The 23,884-nt window shown below is 66.8% G+C and carries 21 protein-coding genes and 2 pseudogenes; 9 read left to right on the top strand and 14 right to left on the bottom strand.

All coding sequences use genetic code 11. The annotated features are described in order from the left end of the window. Positions 1-775: 775 nt before the first annotated feature. From ACEZDG_RS29300 to ACEZDG_RS29270, 7 genes are all read left to right on the top strand, one after another. Complete coding sequence (locus ACEZDG_RS29300; protein WP_380515111.1) at positions 776-1,465, top strand: XRE family transcriptional regulator; 690 nt, start codon at positions 776-778, stop codon at positions 1,463-1,465. 327 nt (positions 1,466-1,792) lie between these two features. After that, entirely contained in the window at positions 1,793-1,957 is a 165-nt protein-coding gene (locus ACEZDG_RS29295; RefSeq protein ID WP_380515108.1) for a ribbon-helix-helix protein, CopG family, read from the top strand. Then, positions 1,935-2,663 carry a DUF3987 domain-containing protein gene (locus ACEZDG_RS29290; protein ID WP_380515105.1) on the top strand — a complete coding sequence of 243 codons (729 nt, stop codon included), beginning with the start codon at positions 1,935-1,937 and terminating at the stop codon, positions 2,661-2,663. The genes ACEZDG_RS29295 and ACEZDG_RS29290 overlap by 23 nt, the downstream gene beginning before the upstream one ends. Before the next feature lie 531 nt (positions 2,664-3,194). Further along, on the top strand, positions 3,195-3,656 hold the full coding sequence (locus ACEZDG_RS29285) for a hypothetical protein (protein WP_380515102.1): 462 nt from the start codon (positions 3,195-3,197) through the stop codon (positions 3,654-3,656). Beyond that, the gene (locus ACEZDG_RS29280; RefSeq protein ID WP_380515099.1) at positions 3,644-4,483 is read left to right on the top strand and encodes a hypothetical protein; all 840 of its coding nucleotides are present in this window, start codon (positions 3,644-3,646) and stop codon (positions 4,481-4,483) included. Before ACEZDG_RS29285 ends, ACEZDG_RS29280 begins: the two co-directional genes overlap by 13 nt. Further along, positions 4,465-4,749 (top strand): hypothetical protein, encoded by a 285-nt coding sequence (locus tag ACEZDG_RS29275; RefSeq protein ID WP_380515096.1) that lies wholly within the window; start codon positions 4,465-4,467, stop codon positions 4,747-4,749. The genes ACEZDG_RS29280 and ACEZDG_RS29275 overlap by 19 nt, the downstream gene beginning before the upstream one ends. 288 nt (positions 4,750-5,037) lie before the next feature. Then, positions 5,038-7,794 (top strand): transglycosylase SLT domain-containing protein, encoded by a 2,757-nt coding sequence (locus ACEZDG_RS29270; RefSeq protein ID WP_380515094.1) that lies wholly within the window; start codon positions 5,038-5,040, stop codon positions 7,792-7,794. Positions 7,795-7,857: 63 nt separating this feature from the next. On the opposite strand, the gene ACEZDG_RS29265 is transcribed toward ACEZDG_RS29270, so the two are convergent. From ACEZDG_RS29265 to ACEZDG_RS29250, 4 genes and pseudogenes are all read right to left on the bottom strand, one after another. Next, a complete protein-coding gene (locus ACEZDG_RS29265) occupies positions 7,858-8,454 on the bottom strand; it encodes a hypothetical protein (RefSeq protein WP_380515091.1) in 597 nt (198 codons plus the stop codon). 1,526 nt (positions 8,455-9,980) lie between these two features. Next, positions 9,981-10,225 (bottom strand): annotated as a pseudogene (locus ACEZDG_RS29260) (transposase); the annotation flags it as partial. A gap of 178 nt (positions 10,226-10,403) precedes the next feature. Next, positions 10,404-11,102 (bottom strand): hypothetical protein, encoded by a 699-nt coding sequence (locus ACEZDG_RS29255; protein WP_380515088.1) that lies wholly within the window; start codon positions 11,100-11,102, stop codon positions 10,404-10,406. 175 nt (positions 11,103-11,277) lie between these two features. Next, positions 11,278-11,730 carry a hypothetical protein gene (locus ACEZDG_RS29250; RefSeq protein ID WP_380515085.1) on the bottom strand — a complete coding sequence of 151 codons (453 nt, stop codon included), beginning with the start codon at positions 11,728-11,730 and terminating at the stop codon, positions 11,278-11,280. Positions 11,731-11,995: 265 nt separating this feature from the next. Here ACEZDG_RS29250 and ACEZDG_RS29245 point away from each other — a divergent pair. Continuing rightward, positions 11,996-12,601, top strand: a pseudogene (locus ACEZDG_RS29245) (XRE family transcriptional regulator); the annotation flags it as partial. A 45-nt stretch (positions 12,602-12,646) separates the two neighbouring features. Here the strand turns inward: ACEZDG_RS29245 and ACEZDG_RS29240 are convergent. From ACEZDG_RS29240 to ACEZDG_RS29225, 4 genes are all read right to left on the bottom strand, one after another. Then, positions 12,647-13,396, bottom strand: coding sequence for a GAF and ANTAR domain-containing protein (locus ACEZDG_RS29240; RefSeq protein WP_380515082.1), 750 nt, complete (start codon positions 13,394-13,396; stop codon positions 12,647-12,649). 158 nt (positions 13,397-13,554) lie between these two features. Then, positions 13,555-14,289 (bottom strand): GAF and ANTAR domain-containing protein, encoded by a 735-nt coding sequence (locus tag ACEZDG_RS29235; protein WP_380515080.1) that lies wholly within the window; start codon positions 14,287-14,289, stop codon positions 13,555-13,557. A 51-nt stretch (positions 14,290-14,340) separates the two neighbouring features. Further along, entirely contained in the window at positions 14,341-15,066 is a 726-nt protein-coding gene (locus ACEZDG_RS29230) for a GAF and ANTAR domain-containing protein (RefSeq protein WP_380515077.1), read from the bottom strand. A gap of 142 nt (positions 15,067-15,208) precedes the next feature. Beyond that, positions 15,209-15,676, bottom strand: a complete 468-nt coding sequence (locus ACEZDG_RS29225) for a hypothetical protein (RefSeq protein ID WP_380515074.1) — start codon at positions 15,674-15,676, stop codon at positions 15,209-15,211. Between the two features lie 182 nt (positions 15,677-15,858). Here ACEZDG_RS29225 and ACEZDG_RS29220 point away from each other — a divergent pair, with 182 nt between their 5' ends. Continuing rightward, a complete protein-coding gene (locus ACEZDG_RS29220; protein ID WP_380515071.1) occupies positions 15,859-16,425 on the top strand; it encodes a hypothetical protein in 567 nt (188 codons plus the stop codon). An 8-nt stretch (positions 16,426-16,433) separates the two neighbouring features. On the opposite strand, the gene ACEZDG_RS29215 is transcribed toward ACEZDG_RS29220, so the two are convergent. From ACEZDG_RS29215 to ACEZDG_RS29190, 6 genes are all read right to left on the bottom strand, one after another. Next, positions 16,434-16,760 carry an STAS domain-containing protein gene (locus ACEZDG_RS29215; RefSeq protein ID WP_380515068.1) on the bottom strand — a complete coding sequence of 109 codons (327 nt, stop codon included), beginning with the start codon at positions 16,758-16,760 and terminating at the stop codon, positions 16,434-16,436. Positions 16,761-17,113: 353 nt separating this feature from the next. Beyond that, entirely contained in the window at positions 17,114-19,636 is a 2,523-nt protein-coding gene (locus ACEZDG_RS29210) for a xanthine dehydrogenase family protein molybdopterin-binding subunit (RefSeq protein WP_380515066.1), read from the bottom strand. Then, positions 19,633-20,796, bottom strand: coding sequence for a (2Fe-2S)-binding protein (locus tag ACEZDG_RS29205; protein ID WP_380515063.1), 1,164 nt, complete (start codon positions 20,794-20,796; stop codon positions 19,633-19,635). The genes ACEZDG_RS29210 and ACEZDG_RS29205 overlap by 4 nt, the downstream gene beginning before the upstream one ends. Then, positions 20,793-21,653 (bottom strand): FAD binding domain-containing protein, encoded by an 861-nt coding sequence (locus tag ACEZDG_RS29200; RefSeq protein WP_380515376.1) that lies wholly within the window; start codon positions 21,651-21,653, stop codon positions 20,793-20,795. The genes ACEZDG_RS29205 and ACEZDG_RS29200 overlap by 4 nt, the downstream gene beginning before the upstream one ends. A 235-nt stretch (positions 21,654-21,888) precedes the next feature. Continuing rightward, positions 21,889-23,499 (bottom strand): beta-N-acetylhexosaminidase, encoded by a 1,611-nt coding sequence (locus ACEZDG_RS29195; protein WP_380515061.1) that lies wholly within the window; start codon positions 23,497-23,499, stop codon positions 21,889-21,891. Positions 23,500-23,574: 75 nt separating this feature from the next. After that, positions 23,575-23,865: a DUF3039 domain-containing protein gene (locus tag ACEZDG_RS29190; protein WP_380515058.1), complete on the bottom strand. Its 291-nt coding sequence runs from the start codon at positions 23,863-23,865 to the stop codon at positions 23,575-23,577. Between the last annotated feature and the right edge of the window lie 19 nt (positions 23,866-23,884).

The following is a 23,884-nucleotide window of genomic DNA, read 5'->3' as shown; positions in this document are numbered from 1 at the left end:
CGGTGGCGGAGCCCTCTGTGGACCTTCCGTGCTCGGCTACCTCGTGACGGCGCTGGAGTACCCGCACGTCGGTCAGTCTGCTGTAGTCCCCGCAGAGCATGGCCGCTTCGGCCTGGCCGTGCAGGCGGGTGCACTCTTCACAGACGGGGGGCTTCCTTGCTGCCTTGGGCATCAACCAGCCTCCGCCTTCTTCTGGTGCCGGCTGCACCGCGGGCACCGGCAGGGTGGAAAGCCCAAGCTGAGGTCTGGTGGCTGGTACGGGTCCCAGTCTCCGGTGACCTCGACGGCGCGTACGGGGCTCGTCTCCCCTGTGGGACTCAGGGAGTAGATGCGGATGTGGAGTCGTCGTCCCTCCAAGCCCGTCATTAGTCCTCCACCGCCGTCTCACCGATAGCGGGTGCAGCAGAGGCCGCGAGGACCCTGCCGAGTTCTCCTAGCGGTAAAGGTCCCTCGGAGCATTCGAGGCAGAGCCGACTCAGGGCCACGAGTAGCCGTTCGTTGGACCCACACCCCTGGCACGTCTGTGGAACCGCGGTCACCCACCAGGACGTCATCGCTCGCTCCCACTTCCCTCGGCCCTATCGCTCACTTCAGCATGGTTCGATCGTGACCTTGATCAGGGGCCGAAGTAGTCCATGTGGGGCGACAGTTCAACCGTCTGGGCCGTAGCCTTGAGACGGCCCTAACGTCCCAGGGGGAAGCCTTGAACACCTCATTAAGGTCTGCTATGGACCTTGCTGGCATGTCTCCCCGCCAGTTGGCTAGTCGTATTGGAGTGACCAGCAAGACTGTTGAGCGCTGGTTGGCTGATGGGGAACGAGTGCCACACGCACGGAACCGCGAGGACGCCTGCGCGGCGTTGGGAGTTGATGAAGAGGTGATCTGGCCTCAGGTAGTCCGCGACAAGCTCAAGACAGGGCACGACCGGGAGCTTGTCCAGGCGTACCCCTACCGCTCTGCCTGCCCTTCTACGGTGTGGGGCAAGCTAGTTGCCGACACAACAGCGGATCTCTATTTCGCCGGATATACGAACTACTTCCTGTGGCTGGAACAGCCCAACTTCGCCGCAACCCTGCGGGCCAAGCTTGAGGCAGGGTGCCGGGTCCGCTTCCTGTTGGGCGATCCTGAGGGCGAGGTCACCAAGCAGCGGGAGACGATCGAGGAAACCGCCCTGTCGGTCTCTACGCGCATCCGGATCACGCTGGAGTCCCTACGATCCCTCGGACCCATTGAAGGACTGGAGACCCGCTACAGCGCCCCGCTGGACGCCATCAACCATGTCTCCCTGTCGGTCTTCCGGTTCGATTCAGAGGTGCTGGTCACTCCTCACCTTGCGCGGTTGGTGGGACACGACTCCCCACTGATGCACCTTCGCCGACAAGGCCCGGCCGGCATGTTCGACAGGTTCGCTGAGCACGCCGAAGAACTCTGGACTCGCGGAGTCTCCGCAGAGCTGTCGCTGTAGTACCCGCTCAACACGCCTCAGGCCCCTCTGTGAAGCTCGCAGGGGGGCCTGAGTGCTGCCAGGGGGCCGGTGCTACTTTCCACGGCACTCCCGGGGCCTCTCTCGGCGGACGTACCCAAGCGAGTGGTTCGGCTCGACACACCGCGCCTAGGTATCGCTTGAGGCAGATCGAATTCCGGGGCCAGTACACCAGGATGTGCCCGCCTGAGAATTCGATCTGCTATTCCCTTGAATTCCCACCATGGGACAACTCTGGAATTCGATGCGTAAGACCTATGCTTTAATAGAGTATAAGCACAATTACTCCCCTTGAAAGGAACCTAGGAAATGGTTGTCTCCAAGTCCTATGCATTCACTAAGGAGCTTCTTGAAAGTCTGTCAGAACTGGCAGCCCAGGAAGATCGCTCAGAGTCAAGCATTGTCCGTGTGGCCGTGCGAGAGTACCTAGCCCGTCAGTCGTCTACGGCACGTGGTGCTCACGATGACGACTAATCCTTGGAAGGGCTATAAGACAGACGCGTTCGGTCGAATCACCAGCCGCTACACCACTGTAGAAGAGGCTCAGAGGGCACTCTTCACCAACGACATTCCCCCGTCCCCATTCGCAGCCCAGGACCTTCCATCTGTAATTGGTGACCTGATCATCTCTAAGGCTGCCAACCTCAATCAGCTACCCGACATGTGCGCGATGGTCGCATTCGGCGTCATTTCTGCTGCTACCTGTGGGCGCTTTGAGGTAGAGACTCCCGACTACACCAAGCCATGTGTTCTTTGGACAGGAGCTTTCGCACCGTCAGGATTCAAGAAGACGCCGGTGATGAATACCTTCAAGGCGCCACTTGTGGCAATGCAGGGCGAGCTACAACGGGCTGCAGACGCTCTAATTGTAGAGAGCGACACCCTGATTGAGCGGCTGACTACCCAAGTGGCTGAGGCTAAGAAGGCTGCTATCAAGAGTGGCGATTGGGAAACTCACGCAGATCTTTCCCGGGAGCTTGCCACAGCTAAGGCCGAAGCACCGAAGCGTCCCACGCTACTAGTCAGCAACATCACACCGGAAGCTCTCGTGCATAAGGCAGCCGAAAATCAAGGCCGTCTCACCTTCCTGTCCGATGAGGGACAGGAGACTCGGTGTTCTGGAGACCCGCAGCATCAAGTTGTTGTAAGACTCGGGCCACCTGAGAGATACCAACAGTAGAGCGATCCACAGAGAAGTACCCGCAGTACCCGTTAGGGGCCAGGTGCCCGGACGCGGAAGACCCCTGATGGCCAGGTGCCCAGGGATGACAAGAAATGAGGGCAAGAGATGATCCACACCACGCTAAGGAAACAGAACAATGCGCGACAACGATTTCGAGTACGAGTACCAGACTTGGCAGAAGCCGGTTGGTTGTGAAGGTCTGTCATGTGACGGGCTTTCAAGTGACGACCCCTGTGGGGTTTGCCTAGGCTTCGCGGCTGATTTTGTAGCCGAGCATGAGGCCAATGAGTTTCGCTACAGTCCGGCGTCGGATGACGATATCTTCGACTATCACGCCCCATGCATGCAGATGACTTGTACTGACGCTACGTGCGACGACTGCATTGCTTACCTCGCCTACTACGAACGAGAGTTCGGCGAGTCTGGCCTCGGGAGGGCCTGCCTAAATTGCTCCCAGCACCTGCCGACACGGTGCGATCTTGAACGGCACTTCAACCTGAATCTCTGCCAAGAGACTGAGTACGTGCCATGGACATTCCCCACCATCACAGACAAGGCAGCAACATGACAGTAAAGCGAGCAGAAATCGAGCGGCGTGAGGTGCCCGGCTACCCCGGCGTCTACGCCCTAGCCTCCGGAGACCTTCCCGAGGTCCCGCTCACCCTTCGCGACGATGGCCGACTAGAGGTAACTCTATTCAGCCCTGACGGTGCCCCACGCACGTTCTTGCGGGCGGCCGTTGTGGTAGCAGCCTTCACAGGGAAGCGTCCTGAGGACGTGAGCCATGTCAAGCACCTGAATGGTTACCTGACGCTGGACTCCATCAGCAATCTTGACCTTTCAGACCGCGACGAGACCGACGACCAGGTGCAGACCGTCCGCCTCTACGACGGGCGGAACTACACCGAGTACCCCGCTGAGTACGCCCCACCCGCCCCCGTGATATTCGAGCAGGACAAGCCCAAGAAGCGGAGCGTGTGGGATTCATGACCACAAATTCAGAAACCACTACAGATGAGCTGAAGCGCCTTAAGGGCGAGGTGAAGCTACGAAGCGTGCGGCAGGAGTCGGAGATTGACCCTGTGGCAGATGCTTCTGTGGATCTCCGCATAGCCGAGCTGGAGTTGGCTGAGGCGGAGGCCAAGGTTCTCGACCTGACTACTCGTCTGGAGAGCGGAGCCGGCCCGGCCCCTAGCGCCTCCACCCTGGCTACGGCCAAGGCTGCAAGTGAGCATGCTCGCGGCGTAGTTAAGGGCAAGACTGCTGCACTCGCCCGTGCCAAGGACACCGAGCGGGTGGCGAAGTTGACCGCCCTATCTGACGAGGTATCCGAGTACGCCACGAGTGGCCTGGTCGATGAGATCGCCAAGGAACTCACAGAGGCCATCAGCCATCTATCTGCCTTCGAGAGTCTCGTTCGGCAGCACAACGAGTACCTACGCGGTGTGGCAGCAGAGGCGAAGTCCCTTGGTGTCAGTACTGCGGGCGGTCCCGCCGTACCTGACCCTGCAACAGGTGGCATCCGGGTTGTACCGGACACAGGGACTCGGATCTTCGCTGGCACCCATCAGGTTCGATCCCTGGACGCTGTCTCACTCATCGCACGCTCGCGTGGCGACGATGGCATAGAGAAGGTTGCCCAGGGCGTGAGGTCCACGGTCGTCCGTCCGGTACCTGATCCCACTCTGGTCTACTACCGCGACCGTGACGGGGGGAGCCTCAGCTTCCCCCGGGGCGAAGAGCCCGGCGAAGTTCAGGCATCGTTCCGCGGCTTGACGCCTCTGGACTACTCAGACGTTTGGCCATCGACATCATGAACAATGAGCTAGAGCAGTTCCAGCGTGCATGGCTAAAGAGCGCTACACCCGCGCAGATCCTCATTGCTCAGGCCGATGGCTTGCTTGACGAGATCCTGAAGCCCTCCGCACCCCCTGTGGAGCCCGCCAATCCTTCCGGTGGAGCCGCACAGCTACACAGGGCCCAGCTAGCCGGTATGGACTCGGCAGCCATCATGGAGGCCGTCAAGGCGGGGACGCTGTCCGACGTGCTAGCCGGTCGAGAGCCGCAAGCTCCCGAGGAATAGAAAAATCCCGCTTCTGAATTCACAGAAGCGGGACTATTTCGAGAAACCCAACGAGCATGACGGACCCGTTTACCAACCACGTTAACGATTATACTTGAATCAGCGACTAGTAACCAAACACACTCTTCCTGCGCAAGAAGATCGCTAGTCGTAAATCGCAAGACTGACAGAGGGCACGCTTTCAGATCTGGTGAGTAATCCCAGGCTGGGCGTGCCTTTTTTCTTCCCCAAATCTAAAGGAAATCCAATGACGCTATACGTATGCCCAAATCCGGGCGGTGAGATCTCATGAGCGACGTCGCTCGATTGACTATCTCGGTTCGCTCAGATGTCGCCAATGCTGTGAGGTCACTCGGCCAGTTGGACGCTGCCCTGCGGCGCGCGGCCGGGTCAGGAAATGGCACCAGTGACTCGCTGAACAACACCACCAATTCGGCTGATCGGACCGGTGACGCTATGCGCCGGATGTCTTCTGACACCGACCGCTCGGCACGTTCTCTGGACAACTTCAGTAAGAGCTCCGGCAAGTCTAATATCAACGTCCGTAGCCTGCTGATCTCCCTAGCCATTGTTGCCGGTACGTCTCTCGTACCGATGGCGGGGGCGTCTGTCGGCGCGCTAGCAGCCCTTGGCGCTGCGGCTACTTCGGTAACCCTCGGCCTAGGCATCTACGGGCTAGCACTCAAGGATCTACTCGGCAGCGCCGGACCAGCCAATGACGCGGTCCGACATATAGCCCAGGCATTCGATGAATGGGCCCAGGCCAATTCGAAGGTCGTCGTCAAGCCGATTGCTGACTTCCTCAACGTCGTCAAGCCGGGCCTAACTCTCCTCACGCCGCTACTCGATAAGACCTCCGCCGCCCTGGACAAGGGCGTCAAGGCTCTCGCAGGTTGGGTCAAGGGCAAGGAGGCCGCTACCAACATCAAGGCCCTGACAGCGGCCTTCACTCCGCTCGCTGCCAACCTCGGCGGTGCGCTAGGTAATGCCCTACGCGGAATCCTGAATCTGTTTGTCGCTTTCCTGCCGACCTCTATCCGTCTCACAGGGGGCATCAAGGGTCTATCTGACACATTCCTGAAGTGGTCGCAGAACCTTGATAAGAATCAGGGATTCCAGAAGTTCGTTCGCTTCGTCAACACCGAGGGTCCAAAGGTCTGGAATGACCTAGGAATCATCACCGCTTCCCTGATCAAGTTCACCACAGCACTAAATCCGCTTGGAACCCTGGTACTCACAGGGCTGACTAACCTGATCAAGTATCTCGGCGAGCTTGACCCGGCAACCATCAACGCTATCGCCACGGCCATTGCTGCCGTCGTTCTAGCGTCCAAGGGGCTTGAGCTAATCGCTCCGCTCATTGCATTCATCGCTACACCTGTGGGTGCGGTCGTTGCGGCTATCACCCTACTCGCTGTGGGCTTCTACGAGCTGTACCAGAAGTCACAGCCATTCCACGACTGGGTCGTAAATAAGCTGGTCCCCGGTCTGCGGAATCTGTGGGATCTTATTTCGGCCCAGGTAAAGCCTGCCCTAGATGCAATTTGGTCTTCTATCCAAACGCACGTCGTGCCGGCTCTGGAATCCTTCTGGTCTTCCGTCCAGAAGGCTTGGACGAATGCTCAGCCTTTTGTCCAGCTGATCGGTACCGTTCTCAAGGGCGGACTACTGACCCTGAAGGAAATCTTGATTGAGGTCGTAATTCCAGCCCTTGGGCTATTGGTTACCGCCTTTGGCACAGTAATTCGCTGGGCCAGTCAGGTAGTCGGCGGACTCGCTAGCCTGGCCAATTACGGCATTCAGAATTTCATGCCCGCCGTACGGCAGGTGGCAGATTTCTTTGTCTCTGCCTGGAATAATGTCTACACCGCTCTACAGACAGCGGCTCGCAACATCGTGCAGGCTTTCGCCAACATGGCATTGAATATTGTCAAGGCTGCCGACGTTGCCTTTGGCTGGATTCCTGGCCTGGGTGGAAAGCTGGACAAGGCCAAGTCTGCCATTGAGTCCTTCAAGGACTCGGTAAACGCGTCCATGGGCGGGATCAAGCCCAAGACCATCCCCGTCACCATCAGCTTCAACGGGGTGAACGAGGGATCGATCACAGGGCACAGCTACACCAGCACCACCGGCTTCACCTACGCCAATGGAGGTGCCGTACGCGGCCCGGGGTCTAGCACCTCGGACTCTATTCCGGCGTATCTCAGCAATGGCGAGTACGTCATCAACGCTGCTGCCACTGCCAAGAACCGTCCGCTACTCGACCAGATCAACAGTGGGCGTCAGGGGTTCGCCGCAGGTGGAATGGTCGGCTTCAACAACGCGACCGCTGCTGACGGAAAGCTAGCTGCCAAGATGGAGATCGACAAGACCACCAAGTCAATTGCCTCGTCCTACGCGACTGCCTTCAACAAGTACCAGTCGTCAATCGCTCACGCGGTGGACCTACCCGGTTCTGCGGCGGACTGGATTCACGAGGGCTTGAAGATTGTCGGTCGAGACAATGCCCTGTGGTTCAACGGGATATCGATCATCGCCGCAAACGAGTCCGGTGGTAATCCCACTATTGTGAACAACTACGACTCGAACGCCAAGGCCGGCACCCCGTCCATGGGTCTACTCCAATTCATTCAGCCGACGTTCGACGCGTACGCCATGGCAGGCCACAAGAACATCCTGAACCCTGTGGACCAGGTTATTGCGGATGCCCGCCCCGGTGGGTATATCGACTCGGCGTATGGCGGTATCAGTAACGTGCCCGGTGTGCGCTCGCTGAACGCCGGTCACCAGTACCTGCCCTACCGTCTGGGTGGCATGGCCAAGGGTCTGTCCCTGGTCGGTGAGAACGGTCCTGAGATCATCGACGGTGGCACGTACGGCACCAAGGTCTACAACAATAAGCAGACCCGAGAGATGCTAGGTGGTGGCAGTGGTGGCGACATTAATGTCATCTACAACGGCACCGTTTACCAGGGTGGCCCGGACGACGCTGCGGACGTAGCGTTCAAGCTCCGCACTCAGAGTATTGGTTTCCGCACTCGGTAACCTGCCCGCTCCACAGAAAAGCCCAGCAACCTATATCGGGTTGCTGGGCTTCTTTGCGTCCGCTTACTGTTCCGGTGGTGCCGCGTAGATCCGCCGACTCGGGAAGTCCGGGATCTGCTGCCGGTAGCTGGCGAGGTTGCTTCCCTCGGCGTCCAGCTCTATCCGATCGACCCGCGTAACGGTCCCGTCGTCCACCAGGGCGACCGTCCGGTAAGTGGTCCCACAGGGGTTACACGAGTGGTCGAAGTAGACTCCCAGGAAAACCGGTGCCGGCTCGTCTTTTCCGGCGTATTCGGCCTCACTGTGGGCTATCGCCTTGGCCGTCAATTCCTTAAGCCTCTCAATGGCCCCGTAGGCGGTCGCAGGGTGCGGACACGGGCAACCTACCCAGTGCACCCGCGAAAGGCCGTCAGAAGCCCTCTGGGACTCCTTCTCGGCCCTATTTGCCAGTTTCTCCGCATAGGTCTTCCGCCTGCGACCCCGTTTTGCCTCCACAGGGGTATCGGAGTCGTCCAGCTTCCGCCGGTCCCTCTGTGCGTTGCTGATCTGTTTGCAGGGCTTGCAGTAGTACCCCCGCTTGCCTCGAACGCTGGGAGTGAAATCCGTCTGCGGTAGGAGTTGGTTGCAGTAGGTGCAAAGCTGCTTCGGTATGGGTGCCATTGGCTGGTAGATCTCATTTCGTGATATTGGAGTTAGCTCTCTCCTAAGTGTATTTTTTCCAGGGGGCGTCGACCGTGGATTTTGGAGTTGGTTTGGTTCTGTGCGAGGGGAGTCACCCGACACATACGCGTACACCCACCCCTAACCCGACTCACCTCATTATCCAGTGACCAAAATCGCGACTGATCGACCATCTATCGAATCCACCTGTGGATGTCTGACCATGAATCAGTACCTGTCGACCTACTGATGACCGGTCAGAAGGAACAATGAATGAAGAGCGGAAGAACCCTTGACGGACATGCCGTAGTTGGCGAGCGAGAGAACGCGACCATCGAATACCTGTCGAGACTCAACAGATCTGAATGATCGAACTGATGATGAACACAACGACGAACGAACTGACGAACAATCAATCGACACTAATGAACTCAAACATCGAACGATCATGAACGACGAACACAACCAACAACATCACTGATCAAGAACGACAAGATCAACACGACCGATGAACACAAGATCACAGCGCATCAACTCGACTGAGAAAGCTACGACTTGAGACAAGCTTCTGATCAACACCTGTGGACCACAACACAGTGTCGAGCCGGAAGATCAGCGTGTCTGTGTGAACTGGACCAACCTTGTCGACTGGACTCGTATACGAGACCGAAGCCCTGTGCGTCCGTCTACGACCCTGTCTCGACACGGGTAGCCAACTGATACCGGCCTGCCTCTGTGACGCCGTCCTATGGTGCGTCAAGGACTGCCGAACTAGGAAAGTCGCCTAGGTCTCGGAGTGGCTATGGGAAACCGAGCCGAATGGGTATGATTCAGTCGTCAGGCGCAACACAGCTGCAAAGCGGTTTACGCCGGTTCGAATCCGGTCATGGCCTCTGAGCTGGGACTTCTTCCCAGTTGATCTACGTTGCACCCCGCACGGATATACCCAAGTCTCCGCTTCGCTCCGGCCTGCGGAGCAGCGAACCGACCAGGAGGACCCACCCGTACGCGGGGCTCGCCGCAGCAGCGGTAGACGCCAAGGAAACGATCCTCGCTGAATTCGTGGCGTATTTGCAGACCACGACCAATAAGCGTGGTCGGCCATTTCCGACGCGCACGATTAAGGCGTACCGGTCTTCCGTCGCAGCGTTGGCAAAGTGGTTTGAGGCCCTGCCGGTGGCAGAGGAACAGGCTTCCTCGACACCCGCACCCTGAACCGCTACTCGCGGTGGTACAACCAGACCCCCCGCGAGCAGGCCGTCGCCGACCACCACGCACAGCCCCTGGTGCGTGCACTGAACCATCGCTCCGCCTGGGACCGCTACCCGCACCTGGGCCTATGGGTGCTTTGGCCCGACAGCGACCCGATCTCTCGATTCGCTCGGGATCCTCAGGCCGATCTGAAGGAGGCAGCGTTCCGGGCCATCGCCACCTTCGCCCTGCTCACTCTGGACGGACAGTGGATCGACGCCGAGTGGCCCGGACTGTTCGCGACGGCAGGGCCGGGCGAGCGTCCCGGCGCCGCCTACGTGGACAACGTCGGTGTGGCGCCTGACCTCGCGGTTGATTCGCTCCAGCGGGTTCGTCGACTGGATCTTCTTCCAAAGTCGCTCCGGGACAGGGCGAACGCGGTCAGGTCGTCCTACTCCTCCAAGAGGATCTCCCTGACCTTCGGGGACTGCTTGCCGAGCATCTCGGCACCGGTGTCGAGCCAGCTCCGGACAGCGTCGGCGTTGGGCTGGGCGAAGATCGCCCGGATCGTCGCGGTGACGGCAAAGGTGCTGCGCACACTTCGCGGCCGCCGTCCTCGGTAATGCCCTCACACAGCCGCCATGGCAACCTGCCGGCACTTCCGAGGGCCATCACGGACCACTCGTCAGAGTGGCTACGGGGAAGCCCCGACCAGCTGCACGGGGGAGCAGGAGGCGGGGCAGATTTGGCGGACGCGCTCACCCTCGCAGACGCGTAGTCAGGGACCAGCGTTCGGCAGCCTCCGTCAGTCTCACCCTCTGTGGGAGCGGGTCTTCACCGGTCCGGAAGGACCAAAACGCATGGACGGTCCGGGCGAAGATCCCCAGCCGGTCCGGGTCCGCATCACGGTAGGCCGGGACATGCCGGGCGATGCAGTCGGCTTGCTCTGGGGTGTGGCCCGCTGCGATCAGGCGGGGAACGAGCAGAGCCGCGTCTGCCCAGTCCGGGCCGGGGCAAGACAATGCCCAGTCGAGCAGTCGGACCCCGGTGTCGGTGACCAGGAGATTGAACTCCCCGGCATCCGTGTGGGCGAGCGCTGTGCCGTCCAACGCTCCCTCACAGCCCACAGGAACGAACCGGGCCAGCCGGTCACTCAGCGGCTTCTTGCTGATCTCCACTGGCCACGGGTGCCCGGACACGACCGACAAGGCCTGGACGACCGGCAGCAGGTCGGGAGAGCCGGGGGCGAAGCTCGGGTGCCTGCCGACCAGAGCGGCGTACCCGTACAGCAGCCACCCTCCCCCTTCGGCCTCCCACAGCAGGGGCGGGGCCAGCGGAGCGGCGGCGGTCACCCGCGCCTCATGGTGGTAGATCCACGCGTGTGGGTTGTCCGCCGGGGTGGCCTTGAGGAACACCGGTCCCGTCCCGGTATCGAGCGTGCTCGCAAAGGCGGACATGACTCCGTTGTCGGCACTCCGGGCACTGAGTACCGGACCGCTGTGCTTCTGAACCACTTCCCGTGCATCGTCAGGGAGTTGGGCCCACTCGATTCGCTGCGACACTGTGGATTCCTTGCCTCACACGAGGGGCGGGCCGGTGCCCTCTCGCAGGACACCGGCCGCACTGGTCCCTCTACTTCCTGCCGGTGAACGGGGAGTCAGAGCAGTTGGCATGGCATTGTGAGCACTGGGCCAACTCGATCTCCGGCCAGAAGTCGGGTTCGAGCAGGAAACCAAGCTCCGCGATGGCATCGATGGCGCGGGCCCGCAGCACCTTGCCCCCGCCGTGCTCCTCCGGGTCCAAGTAGCCCGGCTTGTGGTGCACCATCTTGCCGAACATCTCGGTGCACCAGGTCATGTACGCCTCGGTGTTGAGGACGAACGCGTGCCAGTAGTCGTCCACCTCCGGCGACGGGCTGAGCGGGCGGTCCGACTTGACGCAGGCCGTGAGGAACGCGGCCATCTGACCTACGCCCAGTTCCGCACGCTCCTCGGCCACCTCCGGGCGCTGGGCCCGCATGGTGGTGACGATCAGGCCGCGGACCTCGGGGTGGATCAGGTTGCGCGGGTCAACGCCTAATCCCACAGGCGGTGCAGTTTCACTCATGGTGTGTGCCTCCTTGCATCGAGTACCTCGCGCCCGTCTCCTGTGGGGACGGGGATCCTTGGGCCTGCGCTCTGCGCGTTCTCAGAGTTGGGGGTTATGCGGAACGGTCATTTACCCTCAGTCCACGCCGGGCTGTCGCCGCTTCGTTGCTGCCATCCATGTTCAACATGCTGTGCTCGGTGACGTACTCAGCGCGACGACGAGGCGGGCGTCACTGGGGCGTCAAACCGGTGTCATTGAGACGTCTACATATCCCAGGCCCGTCTACGCGCGGGCCTTGGAGTCGCTTACGGGACTCCCCGTGGAGTCCCTGGGGTTCCGTCTCCCGGTCCCCCTGCTCGGGGTGGCGGACGACGGGCGCGGAGGCCACGACCTGGACGTCGAAACCGGGGCTGCGCCGATTCCTGTAGCGACGTCACCCGCACCGGTCCACAACCATGGTGGCGTGTGGATCAGCCGGTACGAGTACTTCTCTTCGAGCAGGGGCGATACCTTCACAGCCGCCCACTACGTCTTGCTGATCCAACACGGCAACCGCTTGACCGGCCGCTCACTGCCTGGCACGTCCACGAATCCGGACAGTCCGATCACCCTCGACCTGACGGTCGATCGGAACGTGGTCACCGGCACGTGGACAGAGCAGACAGCAGCAGACGGCTACTACAACGGGGCGCGGTACCACGGCGCAATCCAACTGCTGATCGAGCCCACCAACCGGCGCATGGCCGGCAAGTGGGTCGGGTTCGGCAAGGAGTTCGACGTGAACACGGGTCCATGGACCCTGTCCTTTGTGGACGCCAGTACCACCAAGGCGGCGCTGGAGCGGTACACCGAACCTCCGACCGTGTAGGCACGACCCATAGCCACCCCTCGGGGCAGGGCGGCCCTGGACGTGTCAGTGGGACGGGATGGGGCCGGTGGGGGGTCGTTGGGGGCGTTTGATGCTGGTGGGGTCCTGGCCGGTCTCGACCACGCGGGCTGCGATGTCGCGGAGTTTGACGTTGAGTCGCTGTGAGGCTTCGACCAGGAGCTCGAAGGCTTTCTGGGAGGTCACCCGGTGGCGTTCCATCAGGATGCCGGTTGCCTCGCCGATGGCCTGGCGGCTCTCCATCGAGCGGCGCAGGGATTCGACCAGGCCGGCGTTCACCAGTGCCAGCGACGCGTGGACGGCGAAGACCACGGCCAGTTCCACCGCCTCGTCGTTGAAGGCCGACGGCCGGCCGGCGTGCAGGTTCAGGGCGGCGGCGGGGGTGCCGCCGGTGGAGATGCGGCAGGCCAGCATGCTGCCGATGCCGAGCGCGCCGGCGCCGCGGGTGAAGGCCGGCCAGCGCTGCTCCTGGGCGATGTCGTCGATCTGCAGCACCTGGCTCTGGCTTCCCCGCATCGCCTCCAGGCTGGGCCCCTGGTCGAGTTCGGCCTGCAGCTGGTCCAGTTGCAGCACCGTCGGGTCGGTGTAGGCGGGGCTGGTGAGGGAGCCGTCGGAGCCGAGGAGGCTGACACCGGCGTGCTCGCTGCCTTCCACGAGCTCGCGTGCTGTCTCGGCGATGGCCCGGAGGGTTTCGCCGACGCCGGCGTGGCCCTGCAGCGCCCGGGCGGAACTCGCCAGCCGTGCCGCTACTGCCAGACTGCCGCGCTCTGCCCACATGTTGGCTCCTCGTCAGCTGCGGTCGGCCTGCCGTCTCCGGCCCAACCCTGGCTGACCCCTGTGCTGGACGCCCCAACGCTACGCCCTGCGCCGCGCCCGGGTCCGGTCAATACACGCGGGAAGCCCAACGCGCCGTCGCGCCCACCACGCCGTCGCGCTCAGGGCGCGGTCGCGCTCAGGACGGACTCGGCGCTGGCGGGCGAGGTGTTCAGTGCTTCCGCGGCCTGGGTGAGCCCGGCGCCGTGGAGCAGCGCGTAGTGGCGCAGGCGCTCGAACGCCTCGTCCATCGACAGGCTGCCCTGTTCGGCCAGGATGCCCTTGGCCCGCTCGATCTGGGAGCGTTCGAGCAGGGCGTTCCGCACCTGGACCGGGACCGACTCGGGCGGCGCCCCCGCGTGGCTGTGCTGCACGATGCCCAGCATCGCCAGGTCGGCCAGCGCCTGCACGGCCCGCAACGCGGCCGATTCGGCGACTCCCGGCCGCGGGTGGAAGAGGTTGAGCGCTCCCACCGTGCGCCCCCGCAGCCGCAGCGGCACCGCGTTCGCCGAGTGGATGCCGAGGCCCGAGGCCGCCGCCGCGAAGCGCGGCCACCTCTCGGCGAGGGAGGCGATGTCGGGTTCCTGGACGGCTTGTCCGGAGCGGTAGCACAGGACGCAGGGGCCCTCGCCCGTGTCGAGCTGAATGCGTTCCAGCCTGCGGATCCCCTCGCTGGAGTAGACGATGTCCCGCAGTCGGCCGGTCTGGTCGGCCACGACGATGCCGGCCCCGGCGGCTCCGCACACGCGCATGGAGGCGTCCGCGAGACGGTGCAGCAGATCGGCCAGGTCGAAGTCGCTGACCAGGACCTCCGCCAGATCCGCAAATGCCTCGTTCCACTTCGCTTCACCCGACACAGCCACCTCCTCGCTCCACGCTACGCCCCCGTCCCGGGCCCGACGACACTCTCACTGCTCCCCTCGGGAAAGACGCAGAGTACGGCCGACGATCGCGGAGGCCACCTCGCTCATCGTCAGTCCGTGCGCGAAGGCGTATCCGCGGAGCCGGGCCAGCGCCTCGTCCGAGGCCACTCCCAGTTGGACCATGGCCATCCCGACCGCCTGGTCCACCTCGACCTGGTCGAGCAGGGAGTCGTGCAACCAGTCGGCGCCGGGACCGCCCCCGGCCGGCCGGCCCGCGGTGCCCGCCAGCACCAGGGCGACCGTGTCGACCGCCAGCCGCGCCTGCTCGTCCAGCTCGGGATCCAGATCGCTGGGTTCGCTCCGGTAGAGGTCGAGCACGCCCAGCGGCACCCGGCCGAGGGCGAGCGGAAAGGCGTACACCGCGCGCAGCGGGCATCCGGCGGCGGAGGTGACCGTGGCGGCCTGGGCGGCGAAGACCGGCCAGCGGCTGTCCGGCCGGTACAGGTCGGCCACCGTGACGGGCTCGCCCAGGGTGAAGGCGGCCATGCCGGGGCCCTCGCCGAGGGTGAACTGCAGCTCCTCCAGCCCCGCCACCTGTCGGCTGCTGGCGGAGCGGGCGACCGGTCGGCCGGGGCCGGTCATCATCGAGATGGCGGCGCCGTCCACCGGGAGCGTACGCACGCACGCCTCGCACAGCCGGTCCAGCACACCGGCCCGGACGCCCTGCGCAGCGCTGGTGAGCTCGATCGCCACGCGCGCCAGATCTGCCATGCCACCGCCCAGTGCAACCATCACGCCATCACGCCATCACTACCCGCGGGCGCCTCCCGGCAGCCCGCACTCCATCCTAGGCCGCAGCCGCCCCAGTGCACGGCACGGCCACGCACGGCCGCGCGCGACAGCGGACGATCGCTCAGCCGCGGGGTCGCTCGCGGGTCGGCGCGCCCGCACGCCGGTGCCTGCCGGGCCGGGCCGGGTCCTGGCCGTCCAGCGCCGCCTGGTGGTCCCGGTCGCGTTCGGCGGTGCCGTTCAGGAAGACCCGGGTGGCCTCCAGCAGCGACAGCTCCGCCCGCACCAGCTGCTCCTCGGCGGAGGCGGCGGTACGGCTCGCGCCCCGGGCCCGGTCGAATCCGCTCTGGTGCAGACGCAGCAGCCCCCTGCGCTTCTCGACCTGTAGCAGCAGCGCCATCCGTTCCTGCGACAGGGCGTGCTGCTCGGCGAGGAGCGCCTGCTCCGCCGTGCTCACGCCCCGCCCGTGCCCCTCGGCGAGGGCGTCCGCGCGCTCCTGCTCGTACCGGGACTGGAGCCGGCGGAGTTCCGACTGCCGACGAGTGATCTCCTCGGCGCGGCCGCGCCACTCCAGTGCCTGGATCGTGGACATCCCGCTGCTTCCTCCCGCCCTGGGGGCTTCCCCGGTCAGCACCCGTTCCTGGCTTTCCTCTGCGACGGATACCCAACCGGACCGGACCAGTTGGCCGGCCGCGCCTCTCTTCACAGTCTCTCCCCACTTCCGGAGCCGCCCTCACCTCCTTCCACCCAGCCGTACGGCCGTACGGTGTTGGCATGGACCGGGACCGGCTGAGCGCGATCGAGCATGCGCTGGTCACACTGGAGTGGGCGCCCTCCCACGAGGAGGCCGCCTTCGGCGCGGCGCTCCTGTACCGGCGGGACCGCCTCGAAGGGGCCGGGCCGCCGGGCGGGCTGCCTCCGAGCGGTGGACCGGAGCCGCTGTGGCTGACCCAGGTCCTCTCGGTACAGGCCGATCTGGTGCGGGAGTTGGACCAGGAGTTACTCCCGCTCTGGCGCGAAAGGCTCGGCGCCAGCCCGATGCTGGTGCTGGTCGACGCCTATGTGGAGGCCGTGCGCCCACTGCTGCCGGTCGCGGCGCGGCTGGTGGCGGCCTGGCGGGACGCGCCCGCGACCGCCCCCACCGGGGCCGAGGTGCTCCGCTGGGCCGCGGACCACTCGGTGTCCCCCGAGGAGGCGGCGGTCCGACTCAACTGCGAAGCCCTGCTGCTGTGGGAGGACCGGCAGTTGACGGAGCAGGAGATGACCCGGGTGGCCTGCTGGCAGCACCGGGTGGTACGGGTGGGCGCGGTCCTGGAGGCCGCCGTGACCACGCGGCCGTAGTGAGCCGGTCACGGCGGCGGGGACAGTCTCCGGCTGAATCCGGTCTCCCTGAGCAGCCGTTGCAGCCGGGGCGAGACCTCGGAGAGGTAGAGGGCGACGCCGTGCTCGGAGGCGAGCCGGTGGACCGCCATCAGTATGCCGAGGCCGGTGGAGTCGCAGAAGGTCAGCAGGCCGGCGTCGATGACGATCCGCTCGATCAGCGGGTCCTCCAGGATCTCGGCGACGGCGCCCCGCATCCGCGGGCCGGTGGAGAGGTCCAGTTCCCCGGAGAGCAGCACCCTCGCGGTCCGGTCGATGTCGACCACCACGATGTCAAGGAGCGGAAGGTCCGTCATGGTCTGTCCTTCCCCCGGGATGCGGCACTGCGGCCTTTCAGCGCAAGGGAGTTGACGGGGCCACCGAAGAGGGAGGGGGCGGCCGTCCCGGTGCGGGGGATCTGCACGGCGCCGCCGGGCGGAGCCGGCACATGCCGGCATCTGACCGCGCCCGGGGCTGCCCGCGGGCGCCACCGCTCCGCGGTGGTCAGCAGTTGAGGGATGCTCATTGCATCTGTGTCCCTGTCCGACTCCGGGCTCCGCCCGTCGCCGGGCAGCCCAGGGCGTCGGCTGCCGTTTTGAACCGTCCCTGCCTTCAGTGTTCCAGAAGTGCGAGCGGAGCGGAAAGCCCGCCACCGCGCCGGACACCGGTGTCAGCCGACGATGTCTTCCGGGGGGATCGGGAGGCGGGTGACCGGGCGGCCGGTGGCGGCGCGGACGGCTGCCGCGACCGCGGCCGGGGCGACCGCGGCCGGGGCGGCGCCGACGGCCTTGGCGCCGAAGGGGGCGACCACGTCGCGCTCCTCCAGCAGCGCGGCCACCCGGATCACCGGGGCGTCCAGCGAGGTGGGCAGCCGGTAGCGGGTGAACGAGGGGTTGGCGATCCGGCCGCCCTCGCTGACCAGTTCCTCCATCAGCGCCAGGCCCAGGCCCTGGGTGGCCCCGGCCTCGATCCTGGCCTCGATCTGCTCGGGGTTGAGCGCCCGGCCCACGTCCTGGGCCACCGTCAGCTCGACCACCCGGACCGTGCCGAGCTCCACGTCCACGTCCACCACCGCGCGCATCGCGCAGAAGGCGAGGCCGACGAAGGCGTCGCCCTGCCCGGTCTCCGGGTCCAGCGGCTCGGTGGGGTGCGGGCGGCACTGCGCCGTGGCCCAGAGGTCCTTGCCCTCCAGCGCCTGGAGCACCGGCATGCCGAGCACCCCGTCGTAGGAGGTGATCTTGCCGTCGCTGATGGTGAGCAACTCCGGCGACATGCCGAACTGCGCGGCCAGCGGCTGCAGCAGCTGGTGCCGGACCATCAGCGCCGCGCGCTCGACCGCGCCGCCGGACACCCAGGTCTGCCGTCCGCGCGCGGACGGGCCGGCCGGGGGCTGGTCGGTGTCCACCGGGGCGATGTAGACCTCGCTGATGCCCAGCACGTCCTGGACGATCTGCCGGGCCAGGGTGGAGAAGCCGGTGCCGGTGTCCACCGCGGTGCACATCACCGACGCCTGGGCGCCGCTGATCCGCACCGAGGCCGTCGAGACCTCGTCCGCGCCCTCGGCGCCGAGCATGTGCACCATGCCGACGGCGTAGCCGATGCCGCGCCGGACCGCCGACGGGTCGCCGGCCCCGTGCGGGCCGCCGGGCAGCAGCCACTCGTCGTCGGGCTGGTCCACCGGCAGGGCGGGCAGCGGTTCGGCGGCGAGCGCGTCCAGCAGTTCCCGTACCGGCGCCGGGCAGGTGACGGCCTGTCCGGTGGGCAGCAGGTCGCCTGTCGACATGGCGTTACGGCGACGAATCTCCAAAGGGTCCAGGTCCAGCGCCGAGGCCAGCTTGTCCAACTGCGACTCGTAGGCGAAGCAGGTCTGCAGCGAGCCCTCGCCGCGCATCCGCCCGGCCGGCGGGTTGTTGGTGCGCACGGCCCAGGCGTCGACGAAGACATGCGGGACGACGTACGGGCCCGCGGCCATCGCCGCAGCGGCGGCCAGCGCCTCGCTGGACACCTCGGCGTAGGCGCCGCCGTCCAGCAGCAGTTGGGCCTCGACTTTGAGCAGCCGGCCCTCGGCGTCGGCGTGGTGCCGGTAGCGCAGCAGCGCGGGGTGCCGGTGGGCGTGGGTCAGGAAGGACTCCTCCCTGGTCAGCGCCATCTTCACCGGGTGTCCTGTGCGGATCGCGAGCAGTCCGAGGGCGACCTGGAAGCCCATGTCCTCGCGGTCGCCGGTGGCGCCGGGGACGCCGCTGACGACCAGTCGGACCCGGTCCGGCTCCAGGCCCAGGCACATCGCGGCCCGGTCCCGGTCGCCGTGCGGATCGGTGCTGGCGACGTGCAGTTCCACGCCGCCGTCCGGGCGCGGCACGGCGAGGCCGGCCTCGGCGCCGATCGGGGCCGGGTCCTGGCGGCCGACCTGGTAGAGGCCCTCCACCACGACCGCGCCGACCACCTCGGGGTCGCCGAAGCGCACCGGCTGGTGCCGGAACAGGTTCCCGTCGGGGTGGATCGGCGGCGCGGTGAACGCCTGTTCGGGGTCGGTCAGCGGTTCCAGCGGCTCATAGGTCACCAGCACCGCGGCGGCGGCCAGCCTGGCCGTGTCCGGGTGGTCGGCGGCGACGGCGGCGACCGGCTCGCCGTGGTGCCGGACGTAGTCGGCGGCGAACACCGGGCGGTCCTGCACGATCGGCCCGCTGGGCGCGCCGTCCGGCAGACCGGACGGACCCGGGCGCAGATCGGCGGCGGTGACCACGACATGGACGCCGGGGATGGCCAGCGCCGGGCCGATGTCCACCGAGACGATCCGGGCATGGGCGTAGGGGGCGCGGGCGACGGCGCCCCAGAGCAGCCCCTCGGCCCAGAGGTCGGCCGCGTACGGGAAGGTGCCCATGGCCTTGGCCAGCGCGTCGGCCCGGACCGGGGAGGTGCCCAGGCCGATCGGCGCGGCCGGGGCGGTCAGCACCGCGGTGCCGCCGACGGCGGCGCTCGCGCCGACGTTCGGCGAGGTCAGCGTGCCGCCTCCGGCGGCCTGCTGGGCCGGGATCCTGGCCGTACCGGTGCCGGTGGTGGTGGCCGTGCCCGCCTTGCGGGCGCCGGGGCCGCCGAGGGCGCCCCCGGTGGCGCTGCCGGGCGCCCCCTGCGGGACTCCGGGTGCCGGGGCGGTCAGGTTCTCCTCGTCACCGGAGCTGGAGGGGGTGGTCATGCTCCGGCCTCCGGGGCGGACGAATGCGTGTGCTGTTGCTGTTGCTGGTGCGGCAGGACGTAGACACCGGGCTCCAGCTCGGCGGGGGCCGGATAGCCGTTCGGGGCCGCGGCGTACTCGCCGGTTGCGTACTCGCCGGTGGGGAACTCGCCCGTGGCGAACTCGCCGGTCCGGTAGTCGCCCCCGCTGTACTCGCCGGTGCTGTAGTCGCCGGTGCCGTACTCGGGCACCGGGAGCACCGGGAACTGGCCGGTCCCGTAGTCGGGCAGCTGGAACTGGCCGGTCTGGTAGTCCTCGGCCTGCGCCTGGTAGTACGGCTGCGGCTCGCCCTCCGGGTATCCGGCGTACTGCGGAACCTGCGAGGTCGCCGCGGGGCCCGCCGAGCCGTCCAGCGGTCCGAACAGCGGGTCCGGCTCGGCCGGGGGCTCCGGCTCGGCCGACTGCTGGGCCGGGAGGTCCACGTACACCGGCTGCTCGGCCTCGACCGGGCCCGCCGGCGGCTCCGGCGTCGCCGCCGCGCTCTCTTCCGGCCCTGCGGCCTCCGCGGTGCCGTCCGACTCCGACCCCGACCCCGACTCCGTCTCCGGGTCCGGCACCGACGCCGCCGCCTCGCGGGCCCGGGCCACGGTCTGCACCGCGGCCAGCGCCCCGCTGTACCCGGTGCACCGGCACAGGTTGCCGCACAGCGCCTCGCGGGCCTGCAGGTCCGTCGGCTGGTGGTTGCGCTCCAGCAGGTCGTGCACCGCCATCGCCAGCCCCGGCACGCAGTAGCCGCACTGCACCGCGCCGCTCTCGGCCAGCGCCCGCTGCACGTCCGAGGGGCTGCCGTTGGTGCTGAGCCCCTCGACGGTGCGGATCTCGCTGTCCGCCGCCAGCGCGGCCGGAACCAGGCAGGCGGCCGTCAACTGCCCGTCCAACTGCACCGAGCAGGCCCCGCACTCGCCCTGGTCGCAGCCGCCCTTGGCGCCGGCCAGGCCGAGCCGTTCGCGCAGCACGTAGAGCAGGCTCTCGCCGATCCAGGCCCCGTCGACCGGCCGGTCCAGGCCGTTCACCCGAAGGGTGTACGAGACCCGCGGCGATTCGTCCGAGCTGCCGAAACCGGTCGCGCCCATGCTCTCGGCCATGCCCAGGGTCACCGGGTTGGTCAGGTAGTCCGTCACTTCAGCGCCCTCCCGAGTGCGCGGCGGGCCAGTACGGACACGGTACGGCGCAGCCGTGCGGCTGCCGCGCCCGGCCCCCCGTCCGCACCTTCGGGCCCCAGGCCGCCGGGCGGCTCGGGGACGCAGGCGGAGGCGACGTACTCGCCGAAGGCCGCCGCGGCAGCGGGGTCTATGGTCCGGTCGCCGTCCCAGTCGATGCAGCCGGAGACCCACTGCTCAGCCTCCAGCGGGCGCAGCGGCACCGGTGCGACCGCACCGACCGCGCAGCGCACCGCGCGCCGGGCCGGGTCGAGCACCAGGGCCACCGAGGCGGTGGCGCGGGAGGGCCCGGTGCGCCCGGTGGCCTTCATGAAGACCTGGGGGGCGTGCAGCAGCGGGACCCGGACGTAGCCGAGCAGTTCGCCGCCGCGCATCGGGTCGAGCCCGGTGAGCAGGTGGCTGACCGGGACCTCGCGGGCGCCCTCGGGGCCGACCAGGGTGACCGTGGCCTCCAGCGCGGCCAGCACCGGCAGGGTGTCCCCGGCCGGGTCGGCGGTGACGATGTTGCCGCCGAGCGTCCCGGCGTTGCGGACCTGCGGCGGTCCGGCGCTGCGGGCGGCCTCGGCCAGGGCGGGCATCAGCGCGGCGAAGTCGGGGCGGCCCATCCGGGCGTGGGTGAGCCCGGCGCCGAGCTGGGCGGCGCCGTCCTGGTACTGCCAGCCGCGCAGCTCGTTGATCCGCCCCAGGCCGATCAGTGCCATCGGGCGCAGCAGGCCGGCGTTCACCGCCCCCATGAGGTCGGTCCCGCCCGCCACGGGTACGGCGGCCGGGGAGGCCGCCAGCGCCGTGACCGCCTCGTCAAGCGAGGCCGGGAGCATGATCGTTTGGTTCACCTGTGTCCCACCGTGCTCGGGTCTCTCACACCGCCGCTGCTTCTCGCCGTACCGTACGTGCAAACAGCCCGACCGCGCACCCTTCCGTCGTGGTGACACCTCCCAGGAGCTACGAGCTGCCCCTATTGCCCGAATTGGGACCCTTTTTGGGCGGACTGGGGACATCCCCAGCCCGTCCCGTCACTCCCGCGGGGCACGTCCCGCAAGCGGTTCCGCGGGATCAGACCACCGGCGGCAGTCCCTCGATCGGACGTCCCTGCACACCGGGGCGGAGCTGCCACGGCTTGGGGCCATCGGCCGGGCGGTACTCCACCCCCAGCGCGTCGAGCCGGCGGTAGTGGGTCTCCATCCGGGCCGAGAACCCGTCCCAGTCCCGGTCCTCGGGCAGCTGCGGCAGCCGCGACCAGGCGACCTCGGCGAACGCCGCCAGCCGGGGGAAGGCGCGGTAGTCGACGTCCCTGGCGTCGTCCATGAACTCGCTCCACAGGTTGGCCTGAGTGCCGATCACATGGGCCGCCGCCTCCGGGTCCTGACGCAGCGCCGGGGGCAGCGGCTCGAACCGGTAGACGTCCTCCAGGCTGCGCACCCAGCCGACCGGAATCGGCTCGTCCGGTCCTGCCGCCTGCCGGTGGTCCAGGTAGACCTGCTGCTCGGGGCACATCACCACGTCGTGCCCTGCCTTGGCCGCGGCCACCCCGCCGGCGTAGCCGCGCCAGGAGGACACCGCCGCGCCCGGCGCCAGCCCTCCTTCGAGGATCTCGTCCCAGCCGATCAGCCGGCGTCCGCGCTCCGCCAGCCAGCTGTCGAAGTGCCGCAGGAACCAGCTCTGCAGTTCGTCCTCGTCGGCGAGTTCGAGCTCCTTGATCCGGTTCTGGGCGGCGGCGCTGGCCTTCCACTGCTCCTTGGGGCACTCGTCCCCGCCGAGGTGGATGAAGGTGGACGGGAAGATGTCGAGGACCTCCTCCAGCACGTTCTCGTAGAACCGGATCGTGCTGTCCTCGACGTTCAGCACATTGGGGTTGATCCCCCAGTCGGTCCAGGTGGACAGCGCCCCGGTGTCGACCACGTCCTGGTTGCCCAGCTCCGGGTACGCGGCGACGGCCGCCTGCGCGTGGCCCGGGACGTCGATCTCCGGCACCACGGTGACCTGCCGGTCCGCCGCGTAGGCGACGATCTCCCGGAGGTCGTCCTGGGTGTAGTAGCCGCCGTGCGGCCGGTTGTCGCGCTCCCCTCCGGAGCGATAACCGACCATGGAGCGTTCACGCCACCCGCCGACCTCGGTCAGCTTCGGGTAGCGCTTGATCTCGATCCGCCAGCCCTGGTCGTCGGTCAGGTGCAGATGCAGCACATTGAGCTTGTGCGCGGCCAGCAGGTCGACGTAGCGCAGCACGTCCGCCTTGGGCAGGAAGTGCCGGGAGACGTCCAGCAGGACGCCGCGCCAGCCGAAGCGGGGGGCGTCGGCCACGGTGACCCGGGGCACCGCCCAGCCGTCCCGCCGCAGCGGCGCGCGGCGGTAGGCGTCCGGGCCGAGCAGCTGGCGCAGCGTCTGCGCGCCCCAGAACAGGCCGGCCTCGTCCCCGGCGGAGATGAGCACCCCTCCGCCGGTCACCTCCAGCCGGTACTCCTCGGACCCGAGGCCGGGGACGACCGCCAGTTCGATGCCGGGTCCCGTGCCCGTCAGCAGCAGCCCGGTGGCCGCGCCGAGGGTGGCCCGGAGCCAGTGCCGCACCCGCTCCGTCCCCGGTCCGCCGCCCAGGCCCGACTCGGCGTCGAACAGGAAGGTCAGGTCGTCGTCGGTGCGGATGTCGAGCGGGGCAGGTATGAGGTCCATGAGGACCCATCCTGCCCCGCATCGCGCCATTGGTCCAGACCAGTAACGATCTGCCGGGACCGGGCGGGGGCCGGACTACTTGTCCTTGCCGCCGTTGCCCTTGTCCCCGCCGCCGTCGAGGCCGTCGAAGATCTCCTTGCACATGGGGCAGACCGGGTACTTCTTCGGGTCGCGCCCGGGCACCCAGACCTTGCCGCAGAGCGCCACGACCGGCGAGCCGGAGAGCGCGCTGTCCATGATCTTGTCGCGCTTGACGTAGTGCGCGAAGCGCTCGTGGTCGCCGTCGCCGTGGGAGGTCTGGGGTACCGACTCGGTCAGGGTGCCGAGACCGCCGACGCGCTGGGGCTCGGGTTCAAGGGTGCTCATGGCGCACCATTCTAGAACT

It is taken from the genome of Streptacidiphilus alkalitolerans, assembly GCF_042511045.1.
Lineage (GTDB): Bacteria > Actinomycetota > Actinomycetes > Streptomycetales > Streptomycetaceae > Streptacidiphilus > Streptacidiphilus alkalitolerans.
This window is presented reverse-complemented; position numbering and strand designations above follow the sequence as displayed.

What these genes read in the sequence shown, in the direction of transcription:
- ACEZDG_RS29225 (WP_380515074.1), bottom strand. Translation starts at nt 15,676, where the DNA reads ATGTCCACGATCCAGGCACTGGAGTGGCGCGGCCGCGCCGAGGAGATC.
- ACEZDG_RS29285 (WP_380515102.1), top strand. Translation starts at nt 3,195, where the DNA reads ATGGACATTCCCCACCATCACAGACAAGGCAGCAACATGACAGTAAAG.
- ACEZDG_RS29295 (WP_380515108.1), top strand. Translation starts at nt 1,793, where the DNA reads ATGGTTGTCTCCAAGTCCTATGCATTCACTAAGGAGCTTCTTGAAAGT.
- ACEZDG_RS29270 (WP_380515094.1), top strand. Translation starts at nt 5,038, where the DNA reads ATGAGCGACGTCGCTCGATTGACTATCTCGGTTCGCTCAGATGTCGCC.
- ACEZDG_RS29265 (WP_380515091.1), bottom strand. Translation starts at nt 8,454, where the DNA reads ATGGCACCCATACCGAAGCAGCTTTGCACCTACTGCAACCAACTCCTA.
- ACEZDG_RS29220 (WP_380515071.1), top strand. Translation starts at nt 15,859, where the DNA reads ATGGACCGGGACCGGCTGAGCGCGATCGAGCATGCGCTGGTCACACTG.
- ACEZDG_RS29195 (WP_380515061.1), bottom strand. Translation starts at nt 23,499, where the DNA reads ATGGACCTCATACCTGCCCCGCTCGACATCCGCACCGACGACGACCTG.
- ACEZDG_RS29215 (WP_380515068.1), bottom strand. Translation starts at nt 16,760, where the DNA reads ATGACGGACCTTCCGCTCCTTGACATCGTGGTGGTCGACATCGACCGG.
- ACEZDG_RS29210 (WP_380515066.1), bottom strand. Translation starts at nt 19,636, where the DNA reads ATGACCACCCCCTCCAGCTCCGGTGACGAGGAGAACCTGACCGCCCCG.
- ACEZDG_RS29240 (WP_380515082.1), bottom strand. Translation starts at nt 13,396, where the DNA reads ATGTGGGCAGAGCGCGGCAGTCTGGCAGTAGCGGCACGGCTGGCGAGT.
- ACEZDG_RS29230 (WP_380515077.1), bottom strand. Translation starts at nt 15,066, where the DNA reads ATGGCAGATCTGGCGCGCGTGGCGATCGAGCTCACCAGCGCTGCGCAG.
- ACEZDG_RS29255 (WP_380515088.1), bottom strand. Translation starts at nt 11,102, where the DNA reads ATGTCCGCCTTTGCGAGCACGCTCGATACCGGGACGGGACCGGTGTTC.
- ACEZDG_RS29190 (WP_380515058.1), bottom strand. Translation starts at nt 23,865, where the DNA reads ATGAGCACCCTTGAACCCGAGCCCCAGCGCGTCGGCGGTCTCGGCACC.
- ACEZDG_RS29200 (WP_380515376.1), bottom strand. Translation starts at nt 21,653, where the DNA reads ATGCTCCCGGCCTCGCTTGACGAGGCGGTCACGGCGCTGGCGGCCTCC.